At 50.5% G+C, this 17,648-nt stretch carries 12 protein-coding genes and 1 pseudogene; 9 read left to right on the top strand and 4 right to left on the bottom strand.

Going from position 1 to position 17,648, the window contains the following annotated elements; translation table 11 throughout:
• The first annotated feature begins 245 nt into the window (after positions 1 to 245).
• The 5 genes and pseudogenes from ACXX82_RS05440 to ACXX82_RS05420 all read left to right on the top strand — a co-directional run bounded on the left by ACXX82_RS05440 (position 246) and on the right by ACXX82_RS05420 (position 6,267).
• Positions 246 to 1,006 (top strand): annotated as a pseudogene (locus ACXX82_RS05440) (sulfite exporter TauE/SafE family protein).
• A 171-nt stretch (positions 1,007 to 1,177) separates the two neighbouring features.
• A complete protein-coding gene (locus tag ACXX82_RS05435; RefSeq protein ID WP_322232549.1) occupies positions 1,178 to 1,762 on the top strand; it encodes a DUF4126 domain-containing protein in 585 nt (194 codons plus the stop codon).
• The gene (locus ACXX82_RS05430) at positions 1,759 to 4,260 is read left to right on the top strand and encodes an ABC transporter permease (RefSeq protein ID WP_458562564.1); all 2,502 of its coding nucleotides are present in this window, start codon (positions 1,759 to 1,761) and stop codon (positions 4,258 to 4,260) included. The genes ACXX82_RS05435 and ACXX82_RS05430 overlap by 4 nt, the downstream gene beginning before the upstream one ends.
• Before the next feature lie 33 nt (positions 4,261 to 4,293).
• Entirely contained in the window at positions 4,294 to 4,728 is a 435-nt protein-coding gene (locus ACXX82_RS05425) for a group II truncated hemoglobin (protein WP_322232547.1), read from the top strand.
• 63 nt (positions 4,729 to 4,791) lie between these two features.
• Positions 4,792 to 6,267, top strand: coding sequence for a DNA recombination protein RmuC (locus ACXX82_RS05420; RefSeq protein WP_322232546.1), 1,476 nt, complete (start codon positions 4,792 to 4,794; stop codon positions 6,265 to 6,267).
• A gap of 211 nt (positions 6,268 to 6,478) precedes the next feature.
• Here ACXX82_RS05420 and moeA read toward each other — a convergent pair whose 3' ends face one another.
• The 4 genes from moeA to ACXX82_RS05400 form a co-directional block, all read right to left on the bottom strand.
• On the bottom strand, positions 6,479 to 7,861 hold the full coding sequence (gene moeA / locus ACXX82_RS05415) for a molybdopterin molybdotransferase MoeA (RefSeq protein WP_458562563.1): 1,383 nt from the start codon (positions 7,859 to 7,861) through the stop codon (positions 6,479 to 6,481).
• Positions 7,858 to 8,457, bottom strand: a complete 600-nt coding sequence (gene mobA / locus ACXX82_RS05410) for a molybdenum cofactor guanylyltransferase MobA (protein WP_458562562.1) — start codon at positions 8,455 to 8,457, stop codon at positions 7,858 to 7,860. The genes moeA and mobA overlap by 4 nt, the downstream gene beginning before the upstream one ends.
• A 108-nt stretch (positions 8,458 to 8,565) precedes the next feature.
• Positions 8,566 to 9,681 carry a GTP 3',8-cyclase MoaA gene (gene moaA, locus ACXX82_RS05405; RefSeq protein WP_322232543.1) on the bottom strand — a complete coding sequence of 372 codons (1,116 nt, stop codon included), beginning with the start codon at positions 9,679 to 9,681 and terminating at the stop codon, positions 8,566 to 8,568.
• Between the two features lie 421 nt (positions 9,682 to 10,102).
• Positions 10,103 to 13,357 (bottom strand): Rne/Rng family ribonuclease, encoded by a 3,255-nt coding sequence (locus ACXX82_RS05400; protein WP_458562561.1) that lies wholly within the window; start codon positions 13,355 to 13,357, stop codon positions 10,103 to 10,105.
• Positions 13,358 to 13,957: 600 nt separating this feature from the next.
• On the opposite strand from ACXX82_RS05400, the gene ACXX82_RS05395 reads away from it, so the two are divergent.
• From ACXX82_RS05395 to ACXX82_RS05380, 4 genes are all read left to right on the top strand, one after another.
• Positions 13,958 to 15,118 carry an RluA family pseudouridine synthase gene (locus ACXX82_RS05395; RefSeq protein ID WP_458562560.1) on the top strand — a complete coding sequence of 387 codons (1,161 nt, stop codon included), beginning with the start codon at positions 13,958 to 13,960 and terminating at the stop codon, positions 15,116 to 15,118.
• Positions 15,119 to 15,213: 95 nt separating this feature from the next.
• Positions 15,214 to 15,873: an HAD-IIIA family hydrolase gene (locus ACXX82_RS05390; protein WP_458562559.1), complete on the top strand. Its 660-nt coding sequence runs from the start codon at positions 15,214 to 15,216 to the stop codon at positions 15,871 to 15,873.
• Positions 15,874 to 15,900: 27 nt separating this feature from the next.
• The gene (locus ACXX82_RS05385; protein ID WP_458562558.1) at positions 15,901 to 16,272 is read left to right on the top strand and encodes a Rieske (2Fe-2S) protein; all 372 of its coding nucleotides are present in this window, start codon (positions 15,901 to 15,903) and stop codon (positions 16,270 to 16,272) included.
• Positions 16,273 to 16,316: 44 nt separating this feature from the next.
• Positions 16,317 to 17,303: a S49 family peptidase gene (locus tag ACXX82_RS05380; protein ID WP_322232538.1), complete on the top strand. Its 987-nt coding sequence runs from the start codon at positions 16,317 to 16,319 to the stop codon at positions 17,301 to 17,303.
• Positions 17,304 to 17,648: the final 345 nt, after the last annotated feature.

Raw genomic sequence — 17,648 nt, 5'->3', positions numbered from 1 at the left:
CCCGCAACGCTCCATTGTTTTACCTGTAAATAATATCGCTTCAGTTACATCTTTTTCGGGCTTCGATTATTTTTTCAGCATTGTGATGTTAACGTGCTGTGCTTTTTCATTTTGTTGAGAACCAAGGTGGCCCACCAAATACAGTGTGAATTCAGTGTTTTATTGATATCTACTGTAGTTGTATAAGTATATTTTTAAAATTTCTTCAAGTTCACTATTATAGTGTTGCTTATTAGAACTAAAGTATGTGCGACGTATTGATATATTTTTGTGGAAACCTCCTGTTGGGTGTTGTTTTGGGCGGCGTGGGCGGGTTATTTGGAATAGGCGGCGGCCTTATAGCGATTCCCGTCCTCGGTATGTTTTACGGTATGGATCAACAATTGTCGCAAGGCACGGCGTTGGTCATGGTGGTGCCGAACGTTTTGATTGGATTTTGGCGTTACCGCCAGCGCAATAGCCTGGATTTGCGGGCGGCAAGCATGCTTGGTGGTTCAGCCGTTTTAGTGACGTATGCGACTGCATGGTACGCCACCGTGATTGCCGCTAATACGTTGCATTTTGCATTTGCGGTGTTTATGGAAGTGTTGGGTTGCTATTTGTTATGGAATTTGTTGCGTAAAAAATCGTTGGCCCGTACGAAAAAGGTCTTGGGTTTGAATTATTTACCCGTGGTCGGTGTTGTCGGCGGAGCGGTCTCCGGATTTTTTGGCGTAGGCGGCGGTGTCGTTGCTCCGCCTGCACTGGTGGCCTTTTTCGGTACGACGCAAACCGCGGCTCAGGGAATGGCCCTCGCCCTGGTGTCGCCTGGCGCGGTGGTGGCTTATGCACGTTTGCCTACGCCAGTCATGTCAACTGGATTGTGGGAATTCCGCTGGCTATTGGCGGGATAGTGAGTGTGTCATCCGGCGTGGCGCTGGCGCATCAGTTGCCTGAACGTCGCTTGAGATTGTGCTTCAGCCTGGCTTTGATTGTGTTGGCTGGACGGTTAATGTTGCGTGGTTGATAGTGATTGCCGTTGGCGCTATCGGACGGCTCACGCAATGCTTGCCGACCTTTCAAAGTTGGAATATCGTATAAAAACGTTGTTTTAGCGAGGTTTTTCTCATTTAACCGATGTAATTAGCTTCTCGATCGACTTGATTGATGGTGAAGCAGAATCCTGTGGGGAGCCGATATGGTGGATACACTTTCGACTGCCGCGATGGCAGCAGGCCTTTCCTGGGCCAGCGGCATTCGCCTGTATATGGCGTTATTCGTCGCCGGACTATTCGGACGCTTGGGTTGGATCACCCTTCCGCACACGCTTGAAGTATTGCAGTCTCCCTGGATTTTGGGTATTACCGGCTTGTTGATGCTGGTCGAATTTTTAGCCGATAAAATACCGGGTCTCGATTCAATCTGGGATGCGGTCCAGACGTTTATCCGCATTCCTGCCGGTGCTGTATTAAGCGCCGCCGCGATGGGACATATGGACCCTGCAGTGACGACGGCTGCCGCGCTGGTCGGTGGCACTTTTGCCGCCAGTGCCCATGCTACCAAGGCGGGTAGTCGCGCCATGATCAATACTTCACCAGAACCATTAAGTAATTGGGCGGCCTCATTTTCCGAAGATGTCACCGTATTGGGCGCTTTATGGGCAGCGTTTTACCACCCTTGGGTCCTATTCGGATTTTTGCTGGTATTCTTTATTTTTGCAATCTGGTTGTTGCCCAAGTTGTGGCGTAGTCTGCGCTGGGTTTTTCAAAGGCTTAGTACATGATTTTGCAGTCTCTGCGCATGACCCAACGCGATTGGCGGGCGGGTGAGTTACGATTCTTGTTGGTGGCGTTAATTGTGGCGGTGGCGGCATTGTCTTCGGTCGGATTTTTTGTTGATCGGATGCGCGCGGGATTAGCGCGTGATGCCCACCAATTGTTGGGTGCCGACTTATTGATCGGAGCTGACCAACCGGTCAACCCGAATTGGCGCGCCGAGGCACAGCGGCGTGGATTGACCATTGCCGACACCGTAGTATTCCCTAGCATGGCATTATCAGGCGAGGGCGATGATTCCAAATCTCAGTTAGCCTCGTTAAAAGCCGTCTCCGCCGCCTATCCTTTGCGTGGCAATTTAAGTATTACCGATAAGCCAGGAACGCCAGACACCATCACCCGCGCCGTTCCCGCTGCCGGTACGGTCTGGGTTGATCCGAATATCCTGACCGCATTAAACATCAGCGTCGGCGCACCGCTTAAGCTCGGTGATCGCACCTTCACTATTGCACACATTCTCTCGGTCGAGCCGGATCGCGGTAGTGGCTTTGTCAACTTTTCGCCGCGCGTGATGCTGTCACTCGCTGATCTGGCATCGACGCATTTAGTGCAAGACGGTTCTCGCGTTACTTACCGTTTATTATTGGCCGGCGCGGCCCCGCAAGTTCAGGCATTTCAGGGGTGGGTAGAAGCCACGATGGCGCGGGATAACGTTAAGGGCGTGCGCATAGAGTCGCTGGAGACCGGACGCCCCGAAATGCGCGCTACGCTGGATCGGGCGCAGCAGTTTTTATCGTTGGTGGGTCTGTTGTCAGCGATGTTGGCCGCTGTGGCTGTAGCGATGGCAGCGCGGCGCTTCATGTTACGTCATCTTGATGCGTGTGCGATGTTGCGTTGTCTCGGCTTGACCCAAAATCAGGTCACACAGCTATATCTATACGAATTCTTAATGATTGGCCTGATTGGAAGTGTACTCGGTGCCTTAGTCGGATTTGGCGCACATTTTGTGTTGCTTGAGACACTTGGTAAGTTCGTCGCCCATAATTTGCCACCTCCGAGTGTTACCCCTGGCTTGCAGGGAATTGTGACCGGATTGCTATTATTAGTTGGATTTGCCCTGCCACCAATCTTGCAGCTGCGCAACGTGCCGCATAACCGGGTCATACGACGCGAGCAAGACGCGCCGCAAGTCGCGGTCGTGGCAACCTATGGTTTGGGAACGCTCACCTTTATCGGCTTGTTGCTCTGGCAAGCGGGAGACGTAAAGTTGGGTTTGCTGACGGCGCTTGGATTTTTGGGTTGTTTTGCGATGTTTGGGCTGATCTCGTGGTTAGCACTGAAGTCCTTGCGGACCGCGCGCGGCGCTTTCAAGCATCCAAGTTGGCGCTTTGCCCTGACCGGATTGCAACGCCGACCAGGAGCCACAATTGTGCAGATTGTCGCGTTGGCGCTTGGTTTGATGGCGTTACTATTGCTAACGGTGATCCGCGGTGACCTTATCGGCGCATGGCGGCAATCGACGCCTGCCGATGCGCCAAACCGGTTTGTGATTAATATTCAGCCCGACCAACTTGCCGATATCAATCGACGACTTGTTGCAGCTGGTATTACGCAACCGAACCTCTATCCGATGATTCGTGGTCGCTTGACTGAAATTAATGGCAATGTTATCAAGCCGGAAACGTATCAGGAAGACCGTGCTAAACGATTGGTAGAGCGCGAATTCAATTTGTCGACCATGGTGGCTGTGCCACTGAAAAATGAGATAGTCGCCGGTAATTGGTATAAAGACGATCAGCCGGAAGCCTCGGTTGAAGAAGGGCTGGCAAAAACGTTGAACCTGAAGTTAGGTGACAAACTCACATTTGATATCGCTGGTCAGACCGTCAGTGCACCGATTACCAGCTTGCGTAAGTTGGAATGGGGCTCGATGCAGGTCAATTTCTTTGTCATTTTAAATCCGAAGGCCATGGTGAATACACCGCAAACCTGGATTACGGCGTTCCGCTTACCGCCTGCGCACAGCAATCTTGGTAACCAGTTGACGCGTGACTTCCCGAATCTGACCATTGTTGATATTGGCAGTATTATTCAGCAATTGCAGGACGTGGTCGATCAGGTCGTGGCGGCGGTTGAATTTTTGTTCCTGTTTACGTTGGCGTCCGGTGGCTTGGTCTTGTATGCAGCGTTGTTGAGTTCGCAAGGGGAGCGCACGCGGGAGGCGGGTTTATTGCGGGCTTTGGGCGCTACGCGCACGCAGTTGTCGCATGCGCAGTGGATTGAATTTGCATTGATTGGCAGTTTGGCGGGATTTTTGGCGGCAACTGGCGCGGCGGCTACAGGATGGGCGTTAGCGCATTATGTGTTTAGTTTTACCTGGGCGTTTAGTCCGTTGATTTGGGTTGCCGGGATGGTGATTGGGGCGGTTTGTACGTTTGTGGGTGGGTGGATTGGGTTGAGAGGGGTTTTGTCTCGGCCGCCTTTGGAGACTTTGCGAGAGGCATGAATTTAGGGGGTGTTTGCGTTATCATTCCGATCTATGACTATTGATAAAAATTCTTCTGTTGAACTGACGCCGCCTTCTATCTTTGAATTGATTGGTGGCGCTGAGCGTTTGCGCGAGCTAGTTGATCGCTTTTATGATTTGATGGATCTGGAGCCTGCGTTTTCTGGTGTGCGGATTTTGCATCCCACTTCGCTGGATGGGTCGCGGGACAAATTCTATTGGTTCTTGTCGGGTTGGAGTGGTGGCCCGGACTTGTTTGTTGAGCGATTTGGTCATCCGCGCTTGCGCGCACGGCACTTGCCGTATGCGATTTCGACGCCGGAGCGGGATCAATGGCTGCGGTGTATGGCGCTGGCGATGCAGGATGTCGGGTTAGAGGAACAATTGCAGGAGCGTTTGATGAGTTCTTTCTTTGATACCGCTGACTGGATGCGTAATAAGCCCGATAACGTGGATACGCAAGCGTAGTTTATCAGACGTGGATTTTTTTACTGGGTTGCGGATGCAGCCCCTTTTTTTTGAACTGACATCATGACGTTATCTGAATTATTTGTTTTGCTCATTATTGCCGCGATCATCATAGCGCTTCAGGTCGTGTCGATCTGGCGGTCCGGTCACTCTGGAAAAGGTGATGCGCAGCAGGCGCAATTGACGCAAATCAAAGACGATTTGTTGCGTAGTCAACAAGATATCGGTGATCGTAATGAGCGAGAGCTACGCGATCAGGTGCAAGGTAGTGCCCAGAGTACGCGTCAGGAAATCGGTGCGAGTTTTGGGCAATTGCAACAGACCGTATTAGCCCAAATGACCAGTGTGGCGACATTGCAGAATAGTCAGATCGATGCGTTTGCCCAACAATTGGTGCGACTCAATGAGACCAATGCACAGCAACTCGACAGCATGCGCCTGGCCATGAATCAACAGGCGCAGACCAGTCGTGAAGAGCAGGCACTTTCTCTGCAACGTTTTGGCGATACACTTAATCAGACCCTGGCCACGCTGACTGAGTCGAACGCGCAGCGGATGACAGAAATTCGTACCACGCTGGAAGCAAAAATTAAGGATCTGCAAAATGATAATGGTCTGCGCCTTGAAGAGATGCGCAAGACCGTGGATGAAAAACTGCACGCAACGTTAGAAAAACGTTTGGGTGAGTCCTTCCAGATTGTCTCGGACCGGCTGGAAAAAGTGCATCAAGGTTTGGGTGAGATGCAGCAACTGGCAATTGGCGTCGGCGACTTGAAACGCGTTCTTACCAACGTTAAAACGCGTGGTACTTGGGGCGAAGTGCAGCTGGAAATGTTGTTGGAGCAAGTTTTGACGCCCGAACAATATGCTAAAAATGTGGAGACGGTTCCCGGTAGTGGCGAGCGTGTTGAGTTTGCGATTAAGTTGCCAGGCCATGATGACGGTAATACGCCGGTGTGGATGCCGATTGATGCAAAGTTTCCTAAAGAGCAGTATGAAAGATTGTCCGAGGCCGCTGATCGCGCAGATGCCGATGGCGTTGCCTTGGCAGGCCGTGAGTTGGAGCGTGCCGTGCGGGGCGAGGCGAAAACCATCGCGGAAAAATATTTATCACCACCGCTTACTACCGATTTTGCGATTCTCTTTTTGCCTACTGAAGGTCTGTACGCAGAAGTGATGCGGCGTCCAGGTTTGGCCGATGACTTGCAACGACTCCATCGCATCAGCATCGCTGGCCCATCGACCTTGTCGGCATTATTAAACAGCCTACAAATGGGTTTCAGAACCTTAGCGCTTGAGAAGCGCTCTTCCGAAGTCTGGCAAGTCCTGGGCGCAGTGAAGACCGAGTTCACCAAGTTTGGTGACGTGTTGGCAGCGACCAAGTTGGCTCTTGAGCGGGCAGCAAAAAACATCGATCAGGCCGAGGTTCGTAGTCGGCAGATGGCGCGTAAATTGAAGTCGGTTGAGGCGCTACCTAGCGAGGCAGCGCAATTGGTGCTGGGGAAGGAGCCAGAACAATTACAAGACGAAGAAAGTTGATTTTATCAATTGTTGACGAGATATAAGACTGTCGGAAGCACCGATACCTCTATCGGTACGCTACCTGGGTTATCCGCTTAACCACGTAATGCGACCGCTCAGGCAAGCTCTAAAAATCTTAGCCAGCGGGCTTGAGAATACGAATTTGTACGACGGTGCGGTGCATCGGCAATGCGAAATTGATTCGGGCAGGCACCGTCTGGAAGTCGCTTTAAATCAGGCCATTAAATAGAATGACCTCAACCTGATCGCCGATGGCGACGTCCCTTTGATCGTGTGCTAAAACGATCATGCAATCGGCTTCAGTCATCGAACGCAGGATCCCTGAACCCTGTGCGCCAGTTGGTCGCACCGACCACCCGCCACTTTCCTGACGGATCAATATGCCGCGCTGATATTCGGTGCGTCCCGGTTTTTTTCGAATGATCGATGCGGACGTTACCTGCATAAGAGGAAGCGGTGCTGGTTGTGCTCCCATCATGTGCAAAAGCGCATCACGCGCAAAAAAATAAAACGACACCATGACGGCTACCGGATTGCCAGGAAGTCCAAAAAAGACGGCCGGTTTGTTGGAGCTGTTAATTGTACCGAATGCGAGGGGGCGACCTGGGCGCATCCCGAGTTTCCAGAACGCTACCTCGCCTAACTGCGCCATCATCTGTCGTGTATGGTCAGCGTCACCGACAGACACACCGCCGGAAGTGATAATGGCGTCTGCATTTTCTGCCGCACTTTTGAACGCGATTTCTAATGCTGCGGGATCGTCGGCAACCACGCCGAGATCGATGATGTCGCAACCTAATCGGCTTAACATGCCATATAGAGTGTAACGATTGGAGTCGTAAACACAGCCCGGATCAAGCGCTTGACCAACTGAACGTAACTCGTCTCCGGTTGAGAAAAAAGCTACGCGCAAGCGTCGTTGGACTGGTACTTCGGCGATGCCTAATGAGGCCAGCAAGCCGAGATCGGCAGGGCGCAGAATCCGTCCTTTCTTTAATGCCGCGGCACCTGCTTGCAAATCCTCGCCAGCCAGACGACGGTTAGCGCCTGCTCTGACTGCGCCCGCAGCGATCGTGATGAAAGGCTTGGAGCGGGGTAATTGTGACGAGCCGTTCGCATCATTTGATTCTGTGACGTCGCCGTTGAATGCGCTGACGAATTCTTGTGGAATGACGGTATCAAGGCCGTCGGGCATTGGCGCACCCGTCATGATTCGTATTGCTTGTCCCGGTGCAACGGGACCTTGATGCGCGCGTCCTGCATGGGATGTACCGATGACGCTGAGCAGCGTGTCACCGTCGGCGCATAAGCTCTCGCTATGAAAAGCATATCCATCCATTGCCGAGTTATCGTATGCAGGAACGTTGATCGGCGAAATAATATCGATTGCTAACACGCGATCAAGTGCGGTGCGGATGGCAACCTTTTCTATCGCATGAATCGGCGTAATGCAGTCCCGGATAATCGCTTGGGCGTGACTTACTGGCAGCGCGTCGGAATCGTAATCGGAGACGCAACTGATTGCTGCGCTTAACAACGACCGTGAGGATCGCGATGGCAGCGATGGCGAAGGATAGGATTGCTTAGTCATTGGTGGTTGTCTGCTTCACGTAATTCATTGGGCGTATTGATATTGCGAAATGGCGTGGCATCTTGAAACAGGACTTCAGTGTAATGCAAGCGCCGATACCAGATTTCAATTTTGCGCCCACCTTCGTCTATGAACGCCGTCAGATCTATAAGTACTGTCGTTTTCATCAACATGAAAACCGGTTGTGTCTGGATCTTTGAGTTAATGCCGGAGGTCGCTGCGACAGCAATATCTGCCGCGGTATTTTCCAACGCCTTCGCCAATTCAGACACTACATTGTCTGGTAAAAACGGGGAGTCACATGGAGCCGTGACTAAATAAGGTGTCTGACAGTTTTTTAATCCTGCCTGAATACCTGCAAGCGGGCCAGCAAAGTCATTGTTTGCATCGGGCCAGACCGGCACGCCAAAGGTAGCGTATGCGCTTAGATTGCGATTGGCACTGATCATGAGCGAGCCTACTTGAGGCGCTAACGTTGCTATGACGTGCGCGACCATTGGGACGTCGCTTACTGTCTGTAAGCCTTTATCAACACCGCCCATCCGGCTGCCGCGACCGCCAGCAAGGATTAAACCTGTTATTTGACTAATATGCATAAGATGGTGGCGTGGATGGCGTTGTTGATGGACAGTTTGCAGCTTAAATCAGGACGATGAAGAAAAACTGGATACGACGAAAGTATCCTGAGATTAGCGCATCAGAACTTATCCTCCGATATACGACATTTCTACTTTTTTTCTTGCCGGGGTCAAGCCATTGGTATTAAGCGTTCGCAGCTCGGAATAACGATCATCTCGTACCCGCCAGATCTGGCCGATAACTGTCGCGATTTCTGCATCACTGCAATTGCCGCCATTGCCACGCAAAAGGGCGCGTAAATCGTGTCCTTCACTGGCAAATAAACAGGTATATAACTTTCCCTCGGTTGAGAGCCGAGCGCGACTACAATCGCTGCAAAACGCCTGCGTGACGCTGGAAATCAGGCCGATCTCGCCACCATCATCATAGCGCCAACGCTGCGCAGTTTCGCCAGTGTAGTTAGCCGCTAACGGCGATATTGGAAATACACTTTGGATTCGTTTTACGACCTCTGAGGAAGAAACCACTTCATCCATTTTCCATCCATTCGACGCGCCGACATCCATGTATTCGATAAAACGTAAAATAAATGGTGAGGTCTTGAAGTAACGCGCCATCGGCACTATTTCGTGATCGTTGACACCGCGCTTAACGACCATGTTGACTTTAATCGGGCCAAGTCCTACTTGATGGGCGACATCCAGTCCGTGCAATACATCGGCGACAGGAAAGTCGGCATCATTCATTTGCTTAAAAATCTTTTCGTCTATCGCATCCAACGAGACGGTAACGCGATTTAATCCAGCATCCTTGAGCGATTGTGCTTTTTTTGCCAGTAAAGAACCATTGGTGGTTAATGTCAGATCGATATCCTCGCCGTCCGGTGTCCTCAATGCACTGAGTTGTTCTATTAACTTTTCGATATTTTTACGCAAAAGCGGCTCGCCACCGGTCAAGCGAATTTTCTTGACACCGTGCGCCACGAAGAGTTTTGCCAAGCGCGTGATTTCTTCAAACGACAGCAAAGCGTTGTGTGGTAAGAATGCGTAATTTTTATCGAAGACTTCCCGCGGCATGCAATAGACACACCGGAAATTGCAGCGATCCGTTACTGAAATCCGCAAATCGTGCAACGGTCGGCCTGATGCATCGGTGATAACTCCCGTTGGTGCCTCAAGAATAGTCGGGACGATGGGGCCGAGTAAGCGGTGATCAATCAGTGGAATGACTTTTTTAGTCATATTGTCTATATGCAAATTATCTCAAAATATCTTAGCGCGTTAAGATCTTGTTGTTGATCGGCTGCCTTGTTCGCTCTGACTTAGCCTTTAGGGTAACAGCTTGGAAATCTACATTTACTCACGCGAGTAAAGATTCGGCGGCGTTATGGTCCTATGATGACAGGATGGCTGGTCGGCGCAATAGAGCTTGTCACAAATTCTAAAAGTAATGAATTTTATGATCTTGGCAATACGATACAGAAGATACCACGGCGGCAGAATTTTGGTATTTTGGACCAAATTTTGGACGTTAAAAAAGAGAGTTTAAAAACTCCCTTTTTATCCATCACAGTCTGGATTTAACTAGTTCGGCCAGTTAAGGAGGGCGTTGGTTTAGCCGCACTCCTCAACTATGGTTTTTCGCTATCCAGTTGCGAATGTGTTATTGCCGATTCAGTTCAGTTTCGATCTGAACCAGTGGCTCATCGACCAACACCGGTTGTGGCTTACGCTCACGTGGTGCACGTGGTGCAACGACAATTTTCGCCGCCGCCTCTTGCGCTGCGCGCAGTTTCGCTGGATCGGTTCCTGCTAGCGTCAGGCCAGCAGATTCCAATGCATTTTGCAGTTCATCAACCGAAGAAGAAATCGGCGAGGACGCGATTGGCGCTACCGCCGCTGTTATCTCCGCCACTGTTATCTCCGCCACTGTTACTTCTACTGGCGCAACAAATGGTGTCGTAACGACTTCATGCTCAACCTTGCTAACAACTTCATTAGCAATTGAAGGAGTTGCTGGAATGAACGCGTTGACATCTGCTATATGCGTTTCTTTGGCTATCTCGGTCAGAGGCGCATTGGCAGAGGAGAGCGTAGCCTGTGTTGTTACTTCAGCAGCATAAACTGTCGCTGCAGTGGTGACGACCGGCGCTGGCATAACTTCTGGTAATACGACTGCTGGTATCACCGGAGCTGCTGGCGTTGTTTCCAAAGCAGCTGGCTCTTTAACAGCCTCAGATGCTACAACGTCAGAAACAACGTGCTGAGGCGCAATTGGGGCAGCGATAGCGGCGGACAATGTGGTTGGAACGATGGATGCTACCGCTTCAACCGGAGCAACTACCGGAGCAACTACTAGTGCTGCCGGAGCAACGACGTCGTGTGTTTCTTTAATTGCATTTTCCAGAATTGCGGGAGCAGTTGTCACGGCCACTGGTACTGGTGCCATGATTTCCGGCGCAGTTGCCTGGATTGGCGCGATTGCATGAGCGGTATCGGCAGCAATAACCATACCAATCGGAGTTGTCGCATGGCTGACAGGAGCAGTTTCTGGGTCATAGGCAAACTCAGATCCCGCATCCACGAAGTTTTCGTTACCTTCAGCACCTGTTTCAGTGCTATCGCGATCACGACGGTTACGATTACGACCGCCACGACGACGACGACGACGTGGTTCTTCACCTTCACCGGCTTCGCCATCTGTACGAGGAGCGGCCGCATCCAACGATTCAGCGTCAATGGCTTTCTCTGTTGCGATGCCGACTGCTACCAAAGGTGCTTCGACAGCCGGAGTATGAAGAAGCGTTTCATCTTTCTTTACTTCGCTTACGACCTCTTTACGCTCTTCGCGTGGTGGACGTGGTGTCCGTTCGCCGCGTTGACGGCCTTCGCTTGGCTCGCGAGGCTCGCGTGCTTCGCGCGCTTCTTTTGGCTCACGTGGCTCTCTTGGTGGACGTGGTTGACGTTGTTGCGTTTTGGTTTCCGAGTTAGCCGCAACGACGACATCTGCTACGACAGTTTTCTTAGTGCTGTTAGCATTTTCTTCACGGGCTTCGACTGGTGCGCCTTCTTCGTCACGGTCGCGATTACGACCGCCACGATTGCGGCCACGCTGGCCACGACCATTGCGGTCATTGCCACGTTCGCGGGTAGGTTTTGCTGCGGCAACAGTTGGGGTAACGGCGATTTCAGTCGATGCTGGTTTTTTGAAGAAGAATGCCATGATCTTGGCAATCAACCCTTCACCAGTCGCTGCTACTGAGGCTGCAACAGGGGCGACAGCTATTGGCTTACGCTCGACGATAGGTGCTGGTTGGTCTGGAGTAATGCCCTTGACCACGGCTTCCTGACGCGGTTTGCCTTCTTCTTTTTGGCGTTTGCTATAACCGATGTCGGTATCAGCTTGCTCTGCCATTGCGTAACTGGCTTGTGTTTCTTCAAGGCGTGGATCGTCGTGCTTCAGACGCTCCAGTTTGTAGTGCGGCGTTTCCAGATGCTTGTTTGGGATCAGGATAACGGCCACGCGATGACGGGTTTCGATCTTCAGTATCTCACCACGCTTTTCGTTCAGCAGAAACCCAGCAACATCTACCGGTGCCTGGACGTGAATAGCAGCAGAGTTTTCCTTCATTGCTTCTTCCTGAATGATGCGCAGGACTTGCAAAGCAGAGGATTCGATATCGCGGATGTGGCCAGTGCCGTTACAGCGCGGGCAGGTTACGTGGCTACCTTCCGACAGCGAAGGACGTAGACGCTGACGTGACAACTCCATCAGACCGAAGCGAGAAATCTTGCCCATTTGAACACGAGCGCGATCATAGCGCAGTGCGTCTTTAAGGCGTGTTTCGACTTCGCGCTGGTTCTTCGCATTCTCCATGTCGATGAAGTCGATGACGATCAGACCGCCCAGATCGCGCAAACGTAATTGGCGAGCGACTTCTTCAGCGGCTTCGCAATTGGTGTTAAATGCGGTGGTTTCGATATCGCTGCCGCGGGTTGCGCGGGCCGAGTTGACGTCGACTGATACGAGTGCTTCGGTATGATCGATCACAATCGCGCCGCCTGATGGCAGCGGAACGGTGCGCGAATACGCGGTTTCGATTTGGTGTTCGATCTGGAATCGGGAAAATAACGGCACGTCGTCGTGATAACGTTTGACCCGATGAACCATATCCGGCATCACGTGCGCCATGAACTGTTGCGCTTGCTCGTGAATTTCGTCGGTATCGATCAGAATTTCGCCGATATCAGGCTGGAAGTAATCGCGAATAGCCCGGATGACCAGCGATGATTCCTGATAAATCAGGAATGCGCCATTACCTTGCGTACCAGCACCTTCGATAGCGCGCCATAGTTGCATCAGGTAATTCAAATCCCATTGCAGTTCGTCAACATTACGACCAATGCCAGCAGTGCGGGCAATGACGGACATGCCAGAAGGCAGGTCCAATTTGTCCATCGTTTCCCGCAACTCCTGGCGATCTTCACCTTCGACACGACGGGAAACACCACCACCGCGTGGATTATTAGGCATCAATACCAGATAGCGACCAGCCAATGATACGAAAGAGGTAAGGGCAGCGCCTTTATTGCCGCGCTCTTCCTTTTCGACCTGAACCATGATTTCCTGGCCTTCACGCAACGCTTCTTTAATAGAGGCGCTACGAACATCAACGCCTTCTTTAAAATAGGTGCGGGCAACTTCTTTAAATGGCAAGAAGCCGTGGCGTTCTTCGCCGTAATTGACGAAGCAAGCTTCTAGCGACGGTTCGATACGGGTAATCACACCTTTGTAAATATTGGACTTGCGTTGTTCGCGTCCGGTGGTTTCGATATCGATATCGATGAGCTTTTGCCCGTCAACAATCGCTACGCGCAATTCTTCTTGCTGCGTAGCATTAAACAACATGCGTTTCATTTTTTCACTCCGTGGCCCTGAGGCCATTTTTAATGCCACCTAATCATGCAATTAAGCAATGATTCCAGCAGCAGAATACAGGGATGTACGCGAGGAAGGAGTGTTTGGGGGGAGGGAATTGCCATGGTGTGTCAGCGCAACGATGGCGAGTCACAACGGGGCGCGAATGCAATATCGCCGCTTGCTGAGCGTAACCAGCGTGCATCGAATCAGGTCTTGCTTAGCGCAATTACACATTGCGAGCATGATATCTGGGGGCGAGCGTCTTGGTAAGTCAAAAAAGTGCATTGTTCAGCAAAAACTGGCGTTACGTTCACTGCATCTACTAATGAGCTAGTCACATAACGTTTCAACAATCTGAATCGCGTGTCTGTCTCATCAAACTTATCCTATTCATCCAAACATACTGTCCAACAACCGTGCGCGTTATCCGATGACAACTACGGTGCGACCTTGACTCGCGCAGGGGTGATGCGTACACATTTTTCCATCAAATTTGCAAATTGGCGAGGCTGGTGGAGACGCCCCTGTGTAGAATGGTCTTTTTATTCTTACACCAACAGCGGTTTGTAACCACTGTGAAACAATTATATATTCAAAATGAAGGACTTAGCGAGATTTTCTGGAGTAAGGGCTGAGGGCCGCCGCGATGGGCGAACTCAGGGCAAGGCACAGGTGCGGACCCCAGCCGCTACCAAGTACAAAACTGTTCTTCAAAGCAAGATGATTGAGGCAGCCAAATTAACCAACCTATCTAAAGTAACCAAAGTATCTGAAGTTGTCGCGCCTCCTGAAGTCGCTCCCCAAGTCCAGTTAATCACTATTTCCGACGAAGAAGCGGGCCAGCGGATTGATAATTTTTTATTACGTATTTGCAAGGGAGTGCCGAAAAGTCATATCTATCGCGTTTTGCGTTCGGGCGAGGTCCGGGTAAATAAAGGCCGCATAGATCAGACTTATCGATTGTTGGAAGGCGATATCCTGCGCGTACCACCCATCCGTATTGCAGAAAGAGCTGAAAAGACGGCACCGGGTGCGGAATTTAAAATTCTCCTGGAGGATAGTCATCTGCTTGTCATTGACAAGCCGGCGGGTGTTGCCGTGCATGGCGGGTCCGGTGTCAGCTACGGTGTGATTGAGCAATTGAGGGCTTCTCGCCCCGACGCCAAATTTCTCGAACTGGTGCATCGTCTTGATCGTGATACTTCAGGCATTTTATTATTAGCAAAGAAACGTTCCGCTTTGACTAATTTGCATGAACAAATGCGTGATGGCGAAACCGATAAGCGTTATTTAGTTTTAGTGCACGGGGATTGGAAAAATGCGCGTCAGCATGTAAAGTTGCCTTTGCACAAGTATACTGCCGCAGATGGTGAGCGTCGGGTGAGGGTGCAAGAAGGAGGTCAGGCCTCGCACACGGTATTTAGTCTTATTCGCAGATATGGCGATTTTGCGTTGCTTGAGGCTGAGTTAAAAACGGGTCGCACTCACCAGATTCGGGTGCATCTTGCTTCAAGCGGTTTTGCGATCGCAGGTGATGATAAATACGGCGATTTTTCATTAAATCGTGCCTTGCAAAAGGCAGATGGCGAGCGAATTGCATTTAAACGCATGTTTTTGCATGCTTATCAGATTACTTTTACGCATCCGGAGAGTGGAAAACCGGTGACTTTAAAGGCGCCGCTACCGCCAGAATGTGAACGTTTTCTAAAAAGTTTGCCGCAAACAAGCTCGGCAGCAGAACAAGCGCAGGACGATTAAAATGGGAGTGTTAGGTCAGGGTGTCTTCGCTAATCCTCACCTATGAACGCATTTTTTAAGAAATTACAAGGAGCTGGCAAGTTACTGTCAGAAATATGGCGCGGAAAAGTTTTGATTTAATTGTATTTGATTGGGACGGTACGCTGATGGACAGCACCGCGACAATTGTGAAGTGTATTCAATCGGCGGCAAAAGATCTTGGTCTGGCGATTCCTGATCGGAAGGCCGCGTCGCATGTCATCGGGCTTGGACTGTCCGAGGCAATTCGTATGGCGATGCCGGGATTAGAGCCGCATCTGTATCCACGTGTGGTAGAGAGATATCGCCACCACTATTTGGCGCAGGATGAAGATTTAATCCTATTTGATGGCGTTCGGGAAATGTTGGCGGATCTGTCGCAGCAAGGTTATTTTTTGGCTGTGGCAACCGGGAAGAGTCGAGTTGGGCTAAATCGTGCTCTCCACTCCAGCAATTTGCTGTCTGTTTTCGATGCCACGCGTTGTGCCGATGAGACTTTTTCAAAGCCACATCCGGCGATGTTACACGAATTGACGCGTGAACTTGGCCAGGACCTTAAGCGTACTGTCATGATTGGCGATACCACGCATGATTTACAAATGGCTATCAATGCTGGTGCAGCAGCTATTGCGGTCGATTATGGCGTGCATCCAGCCAGTGAACTAACGCCGTTGCATCCGGTCTTTACTGCTAGTTCAGCGATAGCGTTACATGCTTGGCTAAATGACAATGCGTGAAATGCAGTTATTTCAGCGTAATTCAACATGACATCTGGTTTGATACCAATCTGCTCTTCTTCTGATCTCGTTGAGCGTGGGATGGGTGTGCGCTTTGCCGTAAAAGTGAATGGTGAAGCGCTGACCGCTTTTGTGGTCCGTTATGAAAATAGCGTACATGGATATTTGAACCGGTGCGCGCACGTTCCGATAGAGTTGGACTGGAATGAAGGTGATTTTTTTGAATCCAGCGGCTTGTATCTTATGTGTGCCACGCATGGCGCAATCTACACGCCTGATCAGGGAAAGTGCGTTGGCGGCCCTTGTCGTGGGGCGAGTTTGCGCAAAGTGGCGGTAGAAGAAAATGATAATCAGGTATTCTGGCGCCCTGATGACTATGTTAATGCACCTGGAGTGTAGTGCGGCCAGGCGCGGCTTAATTTTCCCGGTGGACGAAAACCGGAATGCGTACTAACAATTGCAAAACCGATATTGAGAATATGGAAAATCCGAAAAAAGAAGGCTGGGAACGTGATTTACTGGAAAAGTTGGCGACCGCTTCGTTGCGCGAGCAGCGTGCGCGCCGTCGCTGGGGAATTTTCTTTAAGCTGGCGACTTTATGCTTGATTGGCTTTGGGGTTTGGTATGCGGCCCACTACGAGAGCGCTGATACGACCACGGTTGGTCGGCATACGGCGTTGGTTAAACTTAATGGTGTCATTGACGCAGACGGCAACGGATCTGCAAGCGTATTGATCCCGGCGCTTGATAATGCCTTTGCGGCGACTGATTCGGTCGGTGTGATATTGCGTATCAATAGTCCTGGCGGAAGTCCGGTTCAGGCGGGAATTATTAACGACGAAATTGGTCGCTTACGTAAGGAATATCCGAAGAAGCCGTTATATGTCGTGGTTGACGAAATGTGCGCTTCGGGTGGTTATTATATTGCTGCCGCAGCAGATAAAATTTATGTCAACAAGGCGAGTATTGTCGGATCGATTGGGGTCTTGATGGATGGCTTTGGTTTTACCGGTCTGATGGAAAAACTGGGTATTGAGCGGCGGTTATTAACGGCTGGTGAAAATAAAGGATTTCTCGATCCATTTAGTCCGATGTCCGAAACTCAAAAGGGCTTTGCGAAAGAAATGCTTGGCGAAATTCATCAGCAATTTATCGACGTAGTTCGCAAAGGTCGCGGAACGCGTCTGAAAGAAACGCCGGAAACATTTTCTGGTTTGTTTTGGACTGGCAGTAAAGCGATTGATATGGGATTGGCGGACGGCTACGGTACGGTCGAGAGTGTCTCACGCGATATATTGAAGGCGGAAGACGTGGTTGATTACACCAAGAGCGAAGGGTTGCCTGAACGTGTGTTGAAGAAATTTGGCGTGTCGGTTGGCGAGGGCGTCGTGGGGACGATGATGAGTTTGCAGAAACCGGTATTACGTTAATAACATATAAATTATTTAAGTTAATTTAATGTAAATAATTTCGTTAATATTATGTAAATAATTATGTTGATAAAGGCGACTTGAAAATAAGTCGTCTTGCACTCTGATGATTTTGTCGTATAGTGAAGTCACATTCAGCAGAATTATTTGAGGAGGCGAATATAGAAACTACACTATCGTTAGCCATTCAACAGTAATCAACCGGTATTAAATTGACGGATCTGGAGCAATACACCCCTTGCACTAGAATGACGATTAAATGCTGGACACCACTGCATTAAATGCGGCCCCGAGAAGTTTTCGACTTCTCAAGAATACGTCTTTCGAGACATGCAAATTCGGCGA

It is taken from the genome of Glaciimonas sp. GNP009, from assembly GCF_054343755.1.
Note: the sequence above shows the minus strand (reverse complement) of the source record. Positions and strands in the feature narration are given on the sequence as shown.

Bases quoted from the DNA above. Each gene is read 5' to 3' on its own strand.
- ACXX82_RS05420 (WP_322232546.1), top strand. From the start codon at position 4,792: ATGACGTTATCTGAATTATTTGTTTTGCTCATTATTGCCGCGATCATC.
- ACXX82_RS05385 (WP_458562558.1), top strand. From the start codon at position 15,901: ATGACATCTGGTTTGATACCAATCTGCTCTTCTTCTGATCTCGTTGAG.
- mobA (WP_458562562.1), bottom strand. From the start codon at position 8,457: ATGCATATTAGTCAAATAACAGGTTTAATCCTTGCTGGCGGTCGCGGC.
- moeA (WP_458562563.1), bottom strand. From the start codon at position 7,861: ATGACTAAGCAATCCTATCCTTCGCCATCGCTGCCATCGCGATCCTCA.
- ACXX82_RS05430 (WP_458562564.1), top strand. From the start codon at position 1,759: ATGATTTTGCAGTCTCTGCGCATGACCCAACGCGATTGGCGGGCGGGT.
- ACXX82_RS05390 (WP_458562559.1), top strand. From the start codon at position 15,214: ATGGCGCGGAAAAGTTTTGATTTAATTGTATTTGATTGGGACGGTACG.
- ACXX82_RS05435 (WP_322232549.1), top strand. From the start codon at position 1,178: ATGGTGGATACACTTTCGACTGCCGCGATGGCAGCAGGCCTTTCCTGG.
- moaA (WP_322232543.1), bottom strand. From the start codon at position 9,681: ATGACTAAAAAAGTCATTCCACTGATTGATCACCGCTTACTCGGCCCC.
- ACXX82_RS05400 (WP_458562561.1), bottom strand. From the start codon at position 13,357: ATGAAACGCATGTTGTTTAATGCTACGCAGCAAGAAGAATTGCGCGTA.
- ACXX82_RS05425 (WP_322232547.1), top strand. From the start codon at position 4,294: ATGACTATTGATAAAAATTCTTCTGTTGAACTGACGCCGCCTTCTATC.
- ACXX82_RS05380 (WP_322232538.1), top strand. From the start codon at position 16,317: ATGCGTACTAACAATTGCAAAACCGATATTGAGAATATGGAAAATCCG.
- ACXX82_RS05395 (WP_458562560.1), top strand. From the start codon at position 13,958: ATGAAGGACTTAGCGAGATTTTCTGGAGTAAGGGCTGAGGGCCGCCGC.